Origin of the sequence: Winogradskyella vidalii, assembly GCF_013403955.1 — a bacterium.
GTDB lineage: Bacteria > Bacteroidota > Bacteroidia > Flavobacteriales > Flavobacteriaceae > Winogradskyella > Winogradskyella vidalii.
This window is the reverse complement of record NZ_JABFDG010000004.1, coordinates 204,694-220,449: the sequence shown is the minus strand read 5'-3', so window position 1 is coordinate 220,449 and position 15,756 is coordinate 204,694. Positions and strand designations below refer to the sequence as shown.

11 protein-coding genes are annotated in these 15,756 nt (G+C 32.8%); 3 read left to right on the top strand and 8 right to left on the bottom strand.

Annotated features, from left to right (window positions below; genetic code table 11):
• Nucleotides 1-11: 11 nt before the first annotated feature.
• The 6 genes from HM982_RS11405 to HM982_RS11380 all read right to left on the bottom strand — a co-directional run bounded on the left by HM982_RS11405 (nt 12) and on the right by HM982_RS11380 (nt 8,409).
• Entirely contained in the window at nt 12-560 is a 549-nt protein-coding gene (locus HM982_RS11405) for an OmpH family outer membrane protein (RefSeq protein ID WP_179353338.1), read from the bottom strand.
• A 213-nt stretch (nt 561-773) separates the two neighbouring features.
• Nucleotides 774-1,634 carry a class I SAM-dependent methyltransferase gene (locus tag HM982_RS11400; RefSeq protein WP_317167427.1) on the bottom strand — a complete coding sequence of 287 codons (861 nt, stop codon included), beginning with the start codon at nt 1,632-1,634 and terminating at the stop codon, nt 774-776.
• 66 nt (nt 1,635-1,700) lie between these two features.
• A complete protein-coding gene (locus tag HM982_RS11395) occupies nt 1,701-2,228 on the bottom strand; it encodes a hypothetical protein (protein ID WP_179353336.1) in 528 nt (175 codons plus the stop codon).
• Between the two features lie 108 nt (nt 2,229-2,336).
• Entirely contained in the window at nt 2,337-4,208 is a 1,872-nt protein-coding gene (gene mnmG, locus HM982_RS11390) for a tRNA uridine-5-carboxymethylaminomethyl(34) synthesis enzyme MnmG (RefSeq protein ID WP_179353334.1), read from the bottom strand.
• A 201-nt stretch (nt 4,209-4,409) separates the two neighbouring features.
• Nucleotides 4,410-4,829: an rRNA maturation RNase YbeY gene (gene ybeY, locus HM982_RS11385; protein WP_179353333.1), complete on the bottom strand. Its 420-nt coding sequence runs from the start codon at nt 4,827-4,829 to the stop codon at nt 4,410-4,412.
• On the bottom strand, nt 4,822-8,409 hold the full coding sequence (locus tag HM982_RS11380; RefSeq protein WP_179353331.1) for a DUF4175 family protein: 3,588 nt from the start codon (nt 8,407-8,409) through the stop codon (nt 4,822-4,824). The genes ybeY and HM982_RS11380 overlap by 8 nt, the downstream gene beginning before the upstream one ends.
• Before the next feature lie 382 nt (nt 8,410-8,791).
• Between HM982_RS11380 and gltX the strand changes: the two genes are divergently transcribed.
• From gltX to HM982_RS11365, 3 genes are all read left to right on the top strand, one after another.
• Nucleotides 8,792-10,306, top strand: a complete 1,515-nt coding sequence (gene gltX / locus HM982_RS11375; RefSeq protein ID WP_179353329.1) for a glutamate--tRNA ligase — start codon at nt 8,792-8,794, stop codon at nt 10,304-10,306.
• 115 nt (nt 10,307-10,421) lie between these two features.
• Entirely contained in the window at nt 10,422-11,360 is a 939-nt protein-coding gene (locus HM982_RS11370) for an SPFH domain-containing protein (protein WP_179353328.1), read from the top strand.
• The gene (locus HM982_RS11365) at nt 11,347-11,865 is read left to right on the top strand and encodes a hypothetical protein (RefSeq protein ID WP_179353326.1); all 519 of its coding nucleotides are present in this window, start codon (nt 11,347-11,349) and stop codon (nt 11,863-11,865) included. The genes HM982_RS11370 and HM982_RS11365 overlap by 14 nt, the downstream gene beginning before the upstream one ends.
• Nucleotides 11,866-12,050: 185 nt before the next feature.
• Here the strand turns inward: HM982_RS11365 and HM982_RS11360 are convergent, their stop codons facing one another.
• Both HM982_RS11360 and HM982_RS11355 read right to left on the bottom strand, forming a co-directional pair.
• The gene (locus HM982_RS11360) at nt 12,051-13,517 is read right to left on the bottom strand and encodes a carboxypeptidase-like regulatory domain-containing protein (RefSeq protein ID WP_179353324.1); all 1,467 of its coding nucleotides are present in this window, start codon (nt 13,515-13,517) and stop codon (nt 12,051-12,053) included.
• 116 nt (nt 13,518-13,633) lie between these two features.
• Nucleotides 13,634-15,643 carry a glutamine--tRNA ligase/YqeY domain fusion protein gene (locus HM982_RS11355; RefSeq protein WP_179353322.1) on the bottom strand — a complete coding sequence of 670 codons (2,010 nt, stop codon included), beginning with the start codon at nt 15,641-15,643 and terminating at the stop codon, nt 13,634-13,636.
• Between the last annotated feature and the right edge of the window lie 113 nt (nt 15,644-15,756).

The following is a 15,756-nucleotide window of genomic DNA, read 5'->3' as shown; positions in this document are numbered from 1 at the left end:
GTTAACAACGCTTATTCTTCTGTAGCTGCTTCTTCTGTTGAAGCATCTTTTCCGTTGTACTCTTCGTTAATTGCTTTAATGATTTCTTCTGTGATATCAATCGTTTCATCACCATAAACAACACTTCCTGCTTGGTTCTTCCCTAATACTAAAGTGTAACCATTATCTTTTCCGTAACCTTCAACAAATTTGTTCATTTTAGAAATTACAGAATCCATTTCTGTATTGAACATTTGCTCCATTTGCTGCTGCTGCATTTGCATTTGCTGCTGAATTGGTTGCCATTTTTGAGAAAAGGCTTGAGATTCTTGTTGTTGCTGCTGAGGCGACATCTGCGCTAAACGTTGCTGTATAGATTGCATTTCACTTTGATACATTTGAGCAATACTATCTCTTTGTTTTGTAAAATCTACATTTTGATTTTCAAACTTGGCTTCAATATCAATTTTCATTTGATAATCATTAATCACATCACCATTATCGATAAATGCAATTTTTTGTTGTTCTTGACAAGATGCTCCTGAAATTAATACGGCTAAACCTAAAATTATTTTTTTCATGATTTGTTTTTCGATTTGTTTTTTGCAAATGTATAAAAGTTAGTCTGTGTTTACTCAAATTATTTAAGTATTCGTATTTTCTATTTGAATAGAAACACAACATAAACAAAACCTATCAAAAACAACCTTAAATAAAGCGTTTTAAGCGCGTTTAATAAAATCACCACACATCAAGACCTTTGCGTGTTAAATATTAAAATAGACGCTATTAAATTAAGAATTAGCTCTTTTTAAGACATAAATATGGGAAGAATACTCTTTGGAACGTTTAGCTTTTAAATTTGATTGCCATCCGAGCCAAAATGCCTTAGCAGGATTCATAAATCCGGATTTGTATTTTTCAGAAAGTAAACACACATAATACGCATCAAATTTCATTGGCAACACCTGAATTAAATCTAAGCCTTCGCTTTTAAATAATTTTGAAATAGATTGCTTAGAAAAATGCCACAAGTGCCTTGGCACATCATACGCTGCCCAAAAGTTTTTATAATACACCGCATCATAACTTTTAAAATTAGGAACAGCAATAACCAAAGTGCCATTGGGTTTTAAAAGCGATTGCAATAATGAAATCTGTTTTTCTAAATCGGGTAAATGTTCTAACACATGCCAAAGTGTAATCACATCAAAACTGTGCGGTTTTAATTTTTCTAATTCACTGGTATCAAAAACTGCATTATTGGTTTTTGAATTCGAAATTTTACGCGCACTGTCGTCAGGTTCAATTCCTGTAATTTTCCAATTATCTTTTAAGGCCGTTTGCAAAAAATCTCCTGTACCGCATCCAATATCTAAAAGTATTTTAGATTCTGGTTGAAACGAATTGATGAGTTTTAATTTTCGTTTTAAAGAAATTGACCGCACTTTATGATAAACCAATTCTAATAAATTACGCTTCGTATCGGTATGGGAAATATAATCTTCGCTCTCATAATACTCAGATAACTTATCCCCTTTTGGTTGCGGAAAAGTTTCTAACATATCGAACTCCTCATTATATATAAGTTGAAATTCTTCTTTAGAAACGGAGTGGTCTTTTAGACGTAAGTATGTTGAATTTTTGTGTGACACTAATTAGTTCTAATTATAAATTTCTAAAAATTTTATTTCAAATGTTGAAACTTAAATCGTTTTCTACTAACTTCTAATTTCTTTTATGTCTTCACAAGATTTAGAATTAAGTATTCGATTTAAGTTATGATACGTTTCAACAATGAGTTTCTTTTTCCATTGGGAGATTTCTGTTTGCTTAATAGAATATGAATATTTACTATTTAAATCCGTTATTAGTAAAGTTAATTTTTTTCCATTTTCCTCCTCTAGTTGAACACCTATGTTTTTTATAGGAAGTTCCAAAAAGTAATCTCTAAATCGTTGACGATATTTAATTGCAAAAACTTCCTTATCCTGATTAAAACCTATGCGATATATATAAGTAAATGGCCTTCTAAAACCCCTAATCACATTCAAAAATAACAATAGCAAAATAACACAAACATAAGATGATAAAATTATTATTTGATTAGATTCATCACCTACAGTTAGAATTGAAACCATAAAAGCCACGCACATATACATCGTAATATTTAGAAAAATATATCCTATATGATGCGAAAATTTTAAGGGTTCTATATCGACTATAAAAGCATTAGCATTGTCCTCCAATTAGCTTAATAGTGTTTAAATTTCATCATTAAAATGCCATTATATTTTAAAGTGTTTCACGTGGAACACTATTAAATCATCCCAAAAAACTAGATTCAGTTTAATAAATTAACGTCCCAAATAAACCAATAACACAGAAATATCATTAGGAGAAACACCACTAATTCGAGAGGCCTGAGAAATGGTTACGGGTTGAATTTTATTTAATTTTTGACGCGCTTCAATACTCATAGATTTCAATTTTGAATAATCGAAATCATCAGGGATTTTTAAATTTTCAAGTCTATTTAACTTGTCAGCATTGTTCTTCTCCTTTTCAATATACCCTGCGTATTTAACTTGAATCTCGGTTTGCTCTATAACTTCGGAATCTAAATTATGAGATTGAATATAGTTTTCTACCGCTTCAAACTGACGGACATCTTCTATGGTAATATTCGGTCTTGCATACAATTTAAACATCTTATCTTGTTGTTTAACTGGTGCTGATTTTTTAGATTCTAAAACCGGATTTGCTTCTTCAGGTGTTACACTGGTATCTCTAAAAAACTGTACAAATGCGTCCGATTGTGATTGCTTTTCTTCCATACGTTTTAGACGTTTTTCAGAAGCTAAACCTAAACCATAACCTTTAGGTGTTAATCTAAAATCAGCATTATCTTGTCTCAAAAGCGTTCTGTATTCTGCTCGAGAAGTAAACATTCTATACGGCTCTTCAGTCCCCTTAGTAATTAAATCATCGATTAAAACACCGATATAAGCTTCATCTCTTTGCAAAGTAAAAGCGTCTTTCTCTTGCACTTTTAAACTCGCATTTATACCCGCCATTAATCCCTGAGAAGCGGCTTCTTCATAACCGGTAGTTCCATTAATTTGTCCGGCAAAATATAAACCATCAACCAACTTCGTTTCTAAAGTATGTTTTAATTGTGTTGGAGGAAAATAATCGTATTCAATAGCATAACCAGGTCTAAAGAATTTTACGTTTTCAAAACCAACAACAGAACGTAAAGCTTTAAATTGAACGTCTTCTGGTAAGGATGTAGAGAAACCATTTATATAATATTCGCAAGTATTCCAACCTTCAGGCTCAACAAAAAGCTGGTGTCTATCTTTATCTGCAAATCGATTAATCTTATCTTCGATAGACGGACAATATCTAGGACCGACACTTTTAATTCGACCATTAAACATTGGCGAACGATCAAAGCCTTCACGTAATAAATCATGAACCAATTCACTGGTATAAGACATATGACATGACCGTTGTTCAGACAATGGTTTTGTAGTATCTAAATAAGAAAATTTTTCAGGTTGAGCATCACCAGGTTGTTCATTCATTTTAGAAAAATCTAAAGAACGACCATCCACTCTTGGGGGTGTTCCTGTTTTCATTCTTCCAGATTCAAAACCTAAATTAACAAGCTGCTCGGTGATTCCAGTTGCAGCACGTTCCCCTGCTCTACCACCACCAAAATTTTTATCTCCTATATGAATTAAACCATTTAAAAAAGTCCCATTTGTAAGAACAACCGTTTTAGCTTTTACTTCAATACCAAGGGAAGTTTTTACACCAACCACTTTATGGTTTTCGACTAATAAACCAGAAACCATTTCTTGATAGAAATCTAAATTTTCAGTTTGCTCTAAAAGCATACGCCAATCTTCAGCAAAACGCATTCGGTCTGACTGCACTCTAGGACTCCACATTGCAGGTCCTTTAGATTTATTCAACATTTTAAATTGAATAGCAGAGGTATCTGAAACAATACCACTATAACCACCAAGCGCATCAATCTCTCTTACTATTTGCCCTTTTGCAATACCACCCATAGCAGGATTACAAGACATCTGAGCTATGTTTTGAAGGTTCATAGTAATCAACAGTGTCTTGCTACCCATATTAGCAGCAGCAGCAGCAGCTTCACTTCCTGCATGACCTGCTCCAACAACTATTACATCATATTGTTCATTAAACATATTTTAATTTGCTTTTTAAATATTATAATTAATATACCTATAATTACTAAACTCTATAAAACCGTATAATATCAAATACATTATTAGGACTGATTTAATAACAGTGTACATTATATTAATAAAACTATTTCACTGTTCCACGTGGAACATATTAAACAAGAACTTCAAAAACAATTATGAAAAGGAATTAGAAATTAAATTTTAGAACGTAGAATTAAGCTTCTCTAAATAATAATCTTCTTTAGAACGCATCAGTTTTGCATCAGTATCTGACTTATCTTTATAGCCACAATAATGAAGAATACCATGAATAATTACACGTGCTATTTCATCATTAAAAGAGACCTTAAAATCAGAAGCATTTTCTTTAACACGGTCAACGGAGATATAGATTTCACCATGTAGTTCTTTTCCTACTGAGTAATCAAAACTTATGATATCCGTTAAAGTATTATGATTTAAAAAATCTACATTCAGATTATATAAATAATCATCAGAACAGAAGATATAATCAATGTCTCCTAATTTGCAATTTTCTTCCGAAATGGTATAGGATATCCATTTTGAAAATTGGGCTTCGTTTACTAATGTAAAATTGGTTTCGTAGTTAAAACTAATCATTGTTGCTTTTAAAATACTCTTGAATTTTTTTCTTAAAATGATTTTGCAAAGGTAAGGCTTGTCGATTTAAAATCTCGGTAGTATTAAAATATTGTTTAGCAGTAGGAATCTGATTAGGTTGAGCACTATTAAACTCTTGCGTATTGGTCTCAGATTTACGTTTAGAATCTTCGCCTTGAAGAAAAGTTGCATTTTCTACTTTTAATAATTGATGTTGTACATCCATCATTTTTTGAAGCGTTTGTTGGGTAAAACCTTTATTCAATAAATCGAGTTCTATGTCTTCCATTTGTTTGATTAAAGCACCAGCTGATTCTATTTTTCCTTGTTTAGCTAAACGGTCTTCTAAGGCTTGTCTTAATTGTTGTTGTTGCTGGTAAATTTTAAACAATTCGCCATTTTGCTCTTCAATACCACCTTCTCCATAACCATCATTCATTTCACCTTCGCCTTCACCTTCACCATTTTTTCCGCCATTCTTAGCATTACCTCCTTTTTTACCTTCTCCGCTTTCGCCTTCTCCTTCTAGACCTTCTCCACTACCTTTCTGTTTGCCTTTTTGACCACTTTTACCATTTTTACCACTCTGACCAGATTGACCTGATTCACCAGATTGTCCTTGTTCACCAGGTTGCTTTCCTTCACCCTTTTTTCCCTGTTCACCCTCTTTACCTTCTTCGCCTGGTTTTTTGCCTTCACCTTGTTCACCTTCTTCTCCAGATTGACCTTCTTTGCCTTCCTGCTTTTTTACGCCTTCTTCCATTTTTTTATTCAATTCTTCTTGGGACATAATAATATCTTCTAATTGAGATTCGCCTTCTCCTTCACCAGAAGATGGATTCATAGACATTTCCATATTTTCAAGAATGTCACTTAAAAAACTCGCCAATTCATTGGTTGAAGTTACCGCATATTGTTGCGCACCGACACCTTGATATAATCTATTTTCAGTTAATTGATCTAAAGCTTTATCAATGTTGAAATAAACATCTGTGATATGGCCATTCACTTTTTCAGATAATTTAGGTTGTCTTAAGGATAAGGCAAAAAGACTATCATCGATGTGTTCAAAATGTTCTCTAAGATTATTTTGCTCAATAACATGTTTCCCGTATTGATTATTATTTATACCAATACTTTCAAAAGTCTCCATCAAATCTTCTTGATCAAATGAATACAACAAAAGATTGTTAAGAATACGACGTAACATCACAGCGTCTTCTGTCATTTGGTCTTTACCACCGCCACCACCAGCACTTGCAGATTTGAGCTTTTCGCTCATTTCTTTCATCTTCTTAGCCGCTTTCTTTTGATTGTCTTTGGCTGTCTTTTCCTGGAGTTCTGTCTCTTCTGAAGGTGAATCAGATTCCTTTTGTTCTTTTTGTTCTAGGGCATCAGAAGCTTCTTTTTGATTGTGTTGAATTTCATCTTCTAAAAACTCATCTCTAGGGATTTCCATTGGTTTTCGAAGTTGGCGATCATCACGTTTTAAATCTTCTAAATCTTTCTTTAGGTCCTCAAATTTTTTGTTTAAAGCATCTTGTGCTGCTTTAGTATTATCTTTCTCCTCTTCCGGAAGTTGCTCTTGAGCTTCAGCTAACTTTTCTAATTCGGTGGCAATTTTTTCAGCTTTTTTCATCACATAAAACCGCTTAGTCAGTTCTAAAAGCTGTTGCATACTGCGTTTTTTATTCTTGTTTTGCTTGGCTAATTCTTCAAGTTTTTGAGTGAATTGTTCTTTATTTATTTTGTCTTTTAATTCTTCAAGTTCATTTAAAAGCTTTTCATCTTTCTTTAATTGTGCTTCATTTTCTTTTAAGCGCTTCTCTAGATCTTTCTTAAACTGATCATCCTCTTGTTCTTCTTTCTGAAATTCTTCTAAATTATCCTGTAATTTTTTATTGAAGTTTTTCATAAACTGTTCTTGATTCTTTTGACGTTTTAAAAAATCTTCAAACTTTTTCTTATCATTATAATTGAGTTGATCTTTTTCCTTTTGAGTTTTTGAAAATTCTTCGAGTTCTTTATCTTGATCATTAAGCTTATTAAACGTTTTACTGAGGTCTTTTATGGTTTCGTTTTGCTCATTGAGTTGCTTCTCCTCTTCTTCGTCTTTCGTTAATTTTCTATAACTAAAAACAGAACTTTTTGTGCGTTTATAATTGTGAATGGCATCATTATCATACACCTCAAAATAGAGTTGGTAACTGACACCTTCTTCTAAATTAAATTGATTAGGAAAGGCACTTACAAATTCACTGAAATTAGAGTTAGAAATCGTAATCGGTTCAACCACTTTATTTGATTCCTCCTCAACCGGATAATACACCAATTGTAACTTGCTTAAACCATAATCGTCTGTCGCTTGGCCATAAAAATAGAGACTTTGTTGGTCTACAGAATCTTTTTGAACTTTAATAGATAACTCCGGATGAGTATCTTTAACGACATTAATATTGTAAGCTAAATTCTCATAATCTTTTAAATCATCATTACTCGTTGTGATACTATAATTGTAATTATTGAATAACTGTTTAGAAGCTTCAAAATTATTATTTTGTTGTGCCTTAAAACGCAAGGTATCTTCAGCATAAATCTTAACACCTGTTGTAGCTTTTGTTTTGGCTTTCCAGATTACATGAGTGCCTTCTGGAATCACAGCCGAACCCGTACTTTTAAGAACCTCATCTTGCTTTTTGGTGTGTGCAGGATAATTTAAAACCATTTCGAAATTAACCAAGTTGGGTGTGTTTACAACCTGTAAAGTGTAAGGTTTTGAGTTAACATCATTAGCGGATAACGTAAATTCTACCGCTTCTTTTGGAAGATTAAACGTGTATTGAAATTCACCAGCAGCAAGCTGTTGTAAAAAGTATGATTGTCCGTTGAATTTAATCTGTGCATTTTCAGGAATGACTTCACCAACCGTAGAAATTTGTAATTTAAAGTCTTTATTTTCAATAGCTTGTAAATTTTCATTCAATACAAAAAACTGAAAAGGTGCTGGTGGTTCATAAGCCGTTTTGTAATTCACCACACGTTCATAACTATCACTAAACCAATTCATTTTTCCGGTTAATACGGACAATAATATGATAGCAATAGGAATGGCAGCATATTTTAAATACTTGGTATTCGATTTAAAATTAATGGCTGACTTAAACGGAATCGGTTGCAATTCCATAGATTTCTGTTCTATACTTGCTAATAATAAATCGGATTGCTGTGGATTTTTATTTAACTGAAGCACATTTAATAATTTGTCATTGACTTCTGGAAAATGATTTCCTATTAATTGAGAAGCCGTTTCAAAATTAATACCTTGTCTAAGTTTAAATAAATGAGCTAACGGAATGGCAATGAACTTTACAAATAATCCTAATTCTACGGCAATAAATACCCAAAATAAAATGGTTCTTGCGGTGGAGTTAAGCCAAAACACATACTCTACAAAAAGTGTAATAATGAGATATAATAAACCGGCAGCAAAGAATAAGATGGCGCCTTTTAAAAGTTCATTGGTGTAATACCGTTTTATGAACTGCTCTAGTTTTTGTTTTATGGTATTAAAATTACTCAATGTGATGGTTGACTTTAATTAATCGATTTTTGGTCTTACTTGTCTTAATTCTCATAACTCAGGATTCATAACTCAAGACTAATAACTGCCTAAACTACAATTTTATTTTGGACTCCAATTTAGTAAAATAGTAAGATTCTGTTAATATTAAGCCTTTTTGGTGTTAAATAGCACTTAAAACGCGCCTTATACATTTCAAACTATAAAAAAATGAAACGATTTGATCTAAAATCTAAAACTAGAAACAAAAAACTATAGGCATCAAGCTTCCAACTTCACGGCTATAATTTTATCTTTGTGCGAAATTCTAAAATGAATTTATCGCTTCGAAAGCCTTTCGACTGCGCTCAATGTGATATTCAGTATAAATTAAACAGAAATTATGTCTAAAAAAGTACGTGTGCGTTTTGCACCAAGTCCAACAGGACCTTTACATATTGGTGGTGTAAGAACCGCATTATTCAACTATTTATTCGCCAAAAAACATGGTGGTGATTTTATTCTTAGAATTGAAGATACCGATCAAAATCGTTACGTTGAAGGCGCTGAAAAATATATCGTTGATGCTTTAAATTGGTGTGGTATTACTGTGGACGAGGGTCCAGGAATTAATGAAAAATTTGGACCCTACCGACAAAGTGAGCGTAAAGATTTATACCAGCAATATGCCGATGAATTAATCGCAAAAGGCAAAGCCTACTATGCTTTTGATACCGCTGAGCAATTGAATACAGAACGTAAAAATCATGAAGCAGAAGGGAAAACGTTTATCTACAATTGGCACAACCGTGAAAAAGGACGTTTAGTGAACTCTTTAGTATTAACTGAAGCAGAAACAAAAGCTAAGATTGATGCTGGTGAGGATTATGTCATCCGTTTTAAGTCGCCACAAGATGAAACCTTACATTTAAAAGATATTATTCGTGGAAACGTAAAAATTGATACCAATATTTTAGATGATAAAGTATTGTTTAAAAGTGATGGCATGCCTACCTATCACCTTGCGAATATTGTGGACGACCATTTAATGGAAATCACCCATGTGATTCGTGGTGAAGAATGGTTACCATCCTTAGCCTTACACAAATTATTATATGATGCGTTTGGTTGGGAAGCTCCAGAATTTGCACACTTACCATTAATTTTAAAGCCAACAGGAAAAGGAAAATTAAGCAAACGTGATGGTGATAAAATGGGATTCCCAGTATTTCCATTAGAATATACAGCACCAGACGGAACCGTTTCTAGAGGTTATAAAGAAGATGGTTATTTCCCAGAAGCTGTCGTTAATTTCTTAGCATTTTTAGGATGGAACCCTGGAACAGAACAAGAGCTATTTAGCTTAGAACAATTGGTTTCTGATTTCGATTTAGAAAAAGTTCACAAAGGTGGCGCACGATTTGATCCCGATAAAACCAAGTGGTTTAATCACCATTACATGCAAGAGCAATTAGATTTAGATTTAGCGGAACAATTTAAAGCCTTACAACCCCAATTAACTGAAGTTGATGTCAATTACGTCGCTTTAGTAATTGGACTTATAAAAGAACGCGCCACATTTGTTCAAGATTTTTGGGACTTGAGTCATTTCTTTTTTACAGCACCAACAAGCTATGATGAAAAAGCGTCTAAAAAAGCTATAAAAGAGCAGACACCAGAACTTCTTCAAGAGGTGATTAATATTGTCACAAGAACATCAGAATTCACCGTTCAGAATTTACAAGCTAAAGTTAAAGGTTGGATTACCGATAACGAGATTGGCTTTGGAAAAGTAATGATGCCTTTACGATTGGCTTTGGTGGGAGCATTACAAGGACCAGATGTATTTGATATTATGTTTATGATTGGTAAAGCTGAAACTATAAAACGTATAGAGGCTCTAATAAAGACTGTGTAGAACCGTGACCTTTTAACTTAAATATAAAAGCTTGTACTAAATACATTTAACCTAGGACTTGTGCTTTAAATAAGTTATTTTTAAACGTTAATATTTTTAATTTAAATGACAAGTTATGGGTAATTTTTTCTTGGTTCCAATTTTAATCTTGGGAGCTTTTATTGTGATTTCTGGGCTATTTGTAGTGAAACAACAAACGGCTGCAATTGTGGAACGCTTTGGTAAATTTCAAAGCATTAGACATTCAGGATTAAAACTTAAAATTCCGTTAGTAGACAAAATTTCCGGAAGATTGAGTTTAAAAATTCAACAACTCGATGTTATTATAGAAACAAAAACTTTAGACGATGTTTTTGTAAAATTAAAGGTATCTGTACAGTATAGAGTGATTAAAGAACGCGTCTATGATGCTTTTTACCAGCTAGATTATCCGCATGAACAGATTACAAGTTATGTTTTTGATGTGGTACGTGCTGAAGTTCCTAAAATGAAATTAGATGATGTTTTTGTTAAAAAAGACGATATCGCCTTGGCTGTAAAAGCAGAATTAAATGATGCCATGATGGAATACGGTTTTGATATCATCAGAACTTTAGTGACCGATATTGATCCTGATCCACAAGTTAAAATAGCCATGAACCGTATTAATGCGGCAGATAGAGAAAAAACTGCAGCACAATATGAAGGTGATGCGCAACGTATTTTAATTGTTGAAAAAGCAAAGGCAGAAGCCGAAAGTAAGCGTTTACAAGGTCAAGGTATTGCCGACCAACGACGCGAAATAGCTCGTGGTTTAGAAGAATCTGTAGATGTCTTAAATCGCGTTGGTATCAACTCTCAAGAAGCTTCAGCATTAATCGTAGTAACGCAACATTACGATACCTTGCAAGCTGTAGGACAAGAAACAAATAGTAACTTAATATTATTACCAAATTCACCACAAGCAGGAAGTCAAATGTTAAATGATATGGTAGCTAGTTTTACAGCTAGTAACCAAATTGGTGAGGCAATGAAAAAGAAGAAAGAAAATGATGAAAACAATGAACAAAACTAAAAAACTCGCACTATTAGTCTTACTAACGACAAGTATCAATTTGTTTTCTCAAAATAAAGCTGATGCTTTAAGAGATGCTAAAATTGCTTCAGAAGCTGCTTTTAATATGAATTTTGAAACCGTTTTAAAGCACGCACTTCCAGCTGTTATAGAAGAAATGGGTGGAAAAGATGCCGCCTTAAAGGTTATGAAATCCTCTTTTGAGGGTATGAAATCTCAAGGTTTTGAATTTGAAAAAACAGAAATAAAACAAGTCTCTGAAGTTGTCAAAGAACAAGGACAATATCGATGTATCGTTGAAAATTTTAACCAGATGAAAATGTCTGGAAAGCGTGTATTATCTACAACGTATCTCTTAGGGATTTATAATGATACTGATGATTATTGGTGGTTTATGGAAGCTAATAAGCTTAAAAACAAAACGCAGTCCGACATAATACTTCCCAATTTTGAAACCCAACTTAAAATTCCTGAAAATGATGGAAAAGTGGAAGTTGTCGATTAATACATCCGTTTATTAACCCATTAAAAAAAGCCTTATAATTAATAATTATGAGGCTTTTTTATATCTAAAAAGCTTACCAATTTAATGGTCTTCTTCTTTGTATTTGTCGCGTATTTACTTCAATTCATTGAGGTCATTTTCTAAATCTATTTTGTCTCAATAAACTATTAAAACCATTGCTTCTATTAATTGGTTTTATAGTCAATAATAGCTTGAACAGGACTTAAAACACTGTAATCTTTCCAAATTGAAGGGTCGTATTCAGAAATATAACTAATAGGATATTCTTCAGTAATTTGGAAATCTGCATCTGGTTTCAAATTCGCTTTATCTAAAAAGAACAGCTCACTTTTTGCTTTGTAATCTTGTTCAATCATAAATTTTATTTTTAACTGTTGTTTATCAGTATGTGCTGCAGTATTATTTCTAATAAATTTAAGTGAACGGTCTATATAAACATAGTTACCATTTTCTTGACTGATAAAATACAAATCGTAAATAGCGTTGTCATTCTTTTTAAAAATCACTGTAGAGCGATAGGCATTTTCTTCAAACTTAAAACCTGCTATAAACTTTAAATTCAGTTTTTTACCTTTCCTATTTTTAGCAAATTGATAGGCTAATTTTACCACTGCAAAATCGGACGTATTTACATACATCTGACCGGTGTATTTTGCAGACTTTCTTGTGGGATTAAAGCTGATATTATAAACAGCTTCATCATTTAAATAACTGATACCATCTATAGTATACTCATAGCCCTTATCATCGAATATAAAATCTAATTTTGAATTTTCAACAAGTGAATTATTTCTAATAATACGAGCTGCTTTATTATTCATTACAGTTGTTTTTCCTTTTTTAAGATCAGATTCTTCTTTTAAAATTTTACCTACCTTTAGTGAATCTTCGACAGTAAATAAACCTGTTTTTAACTTATACGTTGCTGTAGAATCTAAAACATTAAGCACACCTTTAATCAATTTGCCATTGACAGCATCTGTAGATAAATCTTTATCGATATTGACGAGTTTAGTGGCTTTTATTATATGACTTTGCGTACTATCTGCAACATGTAACAAGTCTAATAAGGTATCTTCAAAATACTTAGATTTACTATTCACCATTTGTTGACTCATCAACTCAAAATTTCTATTAATGTCTTTAATTGTTGACCTATTAAAATTTGAAGATTTTGCAACTTCAAAGTCAAAATCCATAATATTAAAATTACTACTTTCTCTTATAAACACCCGTTGCTTCCCATCAGTATTATAATTACTAGAAATATTTTCTCTAATCTTGGTCAGTATCTCTTCAATGGAGAGTTGTTTGTTGGTTAAAAACACTTCTGAAAGTTCGCTTATAGATTCTTCAAGGGTGTAAGTCGGATTTGTAAAATCGGAAAGTGGATATTCAAGAGATTTATAGCCTAAACATGAAATAGAGACAGTATCTGAATCTGAAAAATTATGAGTTTTAAGTGTATAAACTCCTTCTTCATTGGTAATAACCCCATAATTTGGTCCTATTTGCAAGGTGACATACGGAATTGGATTTTGATTAGTATCTAGAATTTTACCAGATATAACTTGGCTAAAAACAGCATGACCAATACTAAGGAACGCTAAAAAAAGTAATGATTTTTTCATGAATAGAAGTATAAATTTAATATTCACTAAACTACGCTTAATTATTTAACTAAAAAAAATCCTACAAAGTTTAAAAAACCATGTAGGATTATCATAATTATGAACAAATAAAAATACTATACGTCAGAAGCCTCAGCTACCAAAATATCGTTTTTATCATCTTTAGCTTTTTCTATAAACTCATCAATAGCTTCGTTACGCTCTAAGCCATTTGCAAGCAATACTTTTAACGCAATTAAAACAGCGATGCGAGTACCTGCTTTTTTTACTGCAGTGCCAAATAACGGCTCTAAATCATCGTAAGTAACCTCTTTAGCTAAGGTTTGTATTTCTGCTTTAGTTTTAAGTTGTTTTTCTTCGGAATAATTAGTGTACTTTTTTCCTAATTGTTGAATAACACTGATTGCCGGGCGCTTTTGTTGCGGCTGTTTTGGTGTATTAGAATTGGTATTATTTTGAGGTTTTGGCTTTTGTTTTGCCCAACTATCTCTTAAACCAACCGTTTTATTAAATACTAATTTATCGGCCGTAGAATCATTATCGACATTAAAATAGCCTAAACGTTGAAACTGAAACCGCTCTCCTACTTCCACATCCGCTAAACTCGGTTCTAAATACCCTGTTTTTATGGTTAAGGAATTTGGGTTTAAGAATTCCATAAAATTTTTGTCTTTATGGCTGTCTGGTGCTTCGTGCATAAACAAACGATCATATTCTCTAATTTCTGCTTTAATAGCGTGTTTTATAGAGACCCAATGCAAGGTGCCTTTTACTTTTTTAGAGGTATCTTCATCATAAGTACAGTGAATTTCCGTAATCTCACCATTAGCAGCTTTAACAACACTGTTAGCTTTTATGATATAGGCATTTTTTAATCGAACTTCACCACCGAGTTTTAATCTAAAAAATTTGTTTCCGGCTTCTTCTTTAAAATCGTCTTTTTCAATATATATTTCTCTTGAAAAGGGTACTTTACGGAATCCGGCAGCTTCATCTTCCTGATTATTTTCAGCTTCTAACCATTCCTCTTTAGCTTCCGGATAATTAGTAATGACCACTTTTATAGGGTCTAAAACCGCCATCACACGATTTGCTGTTTTATTTAAATCTTCACGAATACAAAATTCAAGAAGCGAAACATCAATCACATTTTCGCGTTTAGCAACGCCTACTTTTTTAATAAACTGACGAATAGAATTTGGTGTATAACCACGACGACGCAAACCAGAAATTGTTGGCATACGAGGATCATCCCAACCCGAAACCAAACCTTTTTCTACCAATGTGAGTAATTTACGTTTACTCATTATGGTATAACTCAAATTTAAACGTGCAAATTCGCGTTGTTTTGGTGGCAAAGGCAAATCGTCTTTACTGTAATCGTGTACATGGTCTTTAAACCAATCGTACAACTTTCGGTGGGGTTTAAATTCTAAAGAACATAAAGAGTGAGAAATTTGTTCTATATAATCACTCTCACCATGCGTCCAATCGTACATAGGATAAATACACCATTCATCACCAGTTCTATGGTGGTGCGCATACATAATACGATACATCATTGGATCACGCATCAGCATATTGGGATCTTCCATGTCAATTTTAGCACGGAGAATATGGGTTCCTGCAGGAAATTCGCCCGCTTTCATTCGTTGAAATAAATCCAGGTTTTCTTCCACACTACGATCTCTATACGGACTATTGGTTCCTACTTGCGTTGGTGTCCCTTTTTGAGCTGCAATTTCTTCAGAGGTTTGACTATCTACATAAGCTTTACCGTCTTTAATCATTTGAATGGCCCAATCGTATAATTTTTGAAAATAATCGGAAGAATACAATTCATTTTCCCATTGGTAGCCTAACCAAGCAATGTCTTTTTTTATGGCATCAACATATTCTTGCTCTTCTTTGGAAGGGTTGGTATCATCGAAACGTAAATTAACAGGAGCATTATACTTCTCTCCTAGCCCAAAACTAATTCCGATTGCTTTAGTATGCCCAATATGTAAATAACCATTAGGTTCTGGTGGAAAACGAAATCTAAGTTTGTCTTTAGGCAAACCATTCGCTAAATCTTCTTCTATAATATGCTCAATAAAATTGAGTGACTTTGTTTCTTCTGACATTTTTTAGGTATTAGCTGTTGGCTATTATAAAAAAGCTATAAAACTCAACATCATTAATCCGGTCGGTAAAATTAAGCAAAATGTAACATTTATTTACTTTTTTAGACTGATAG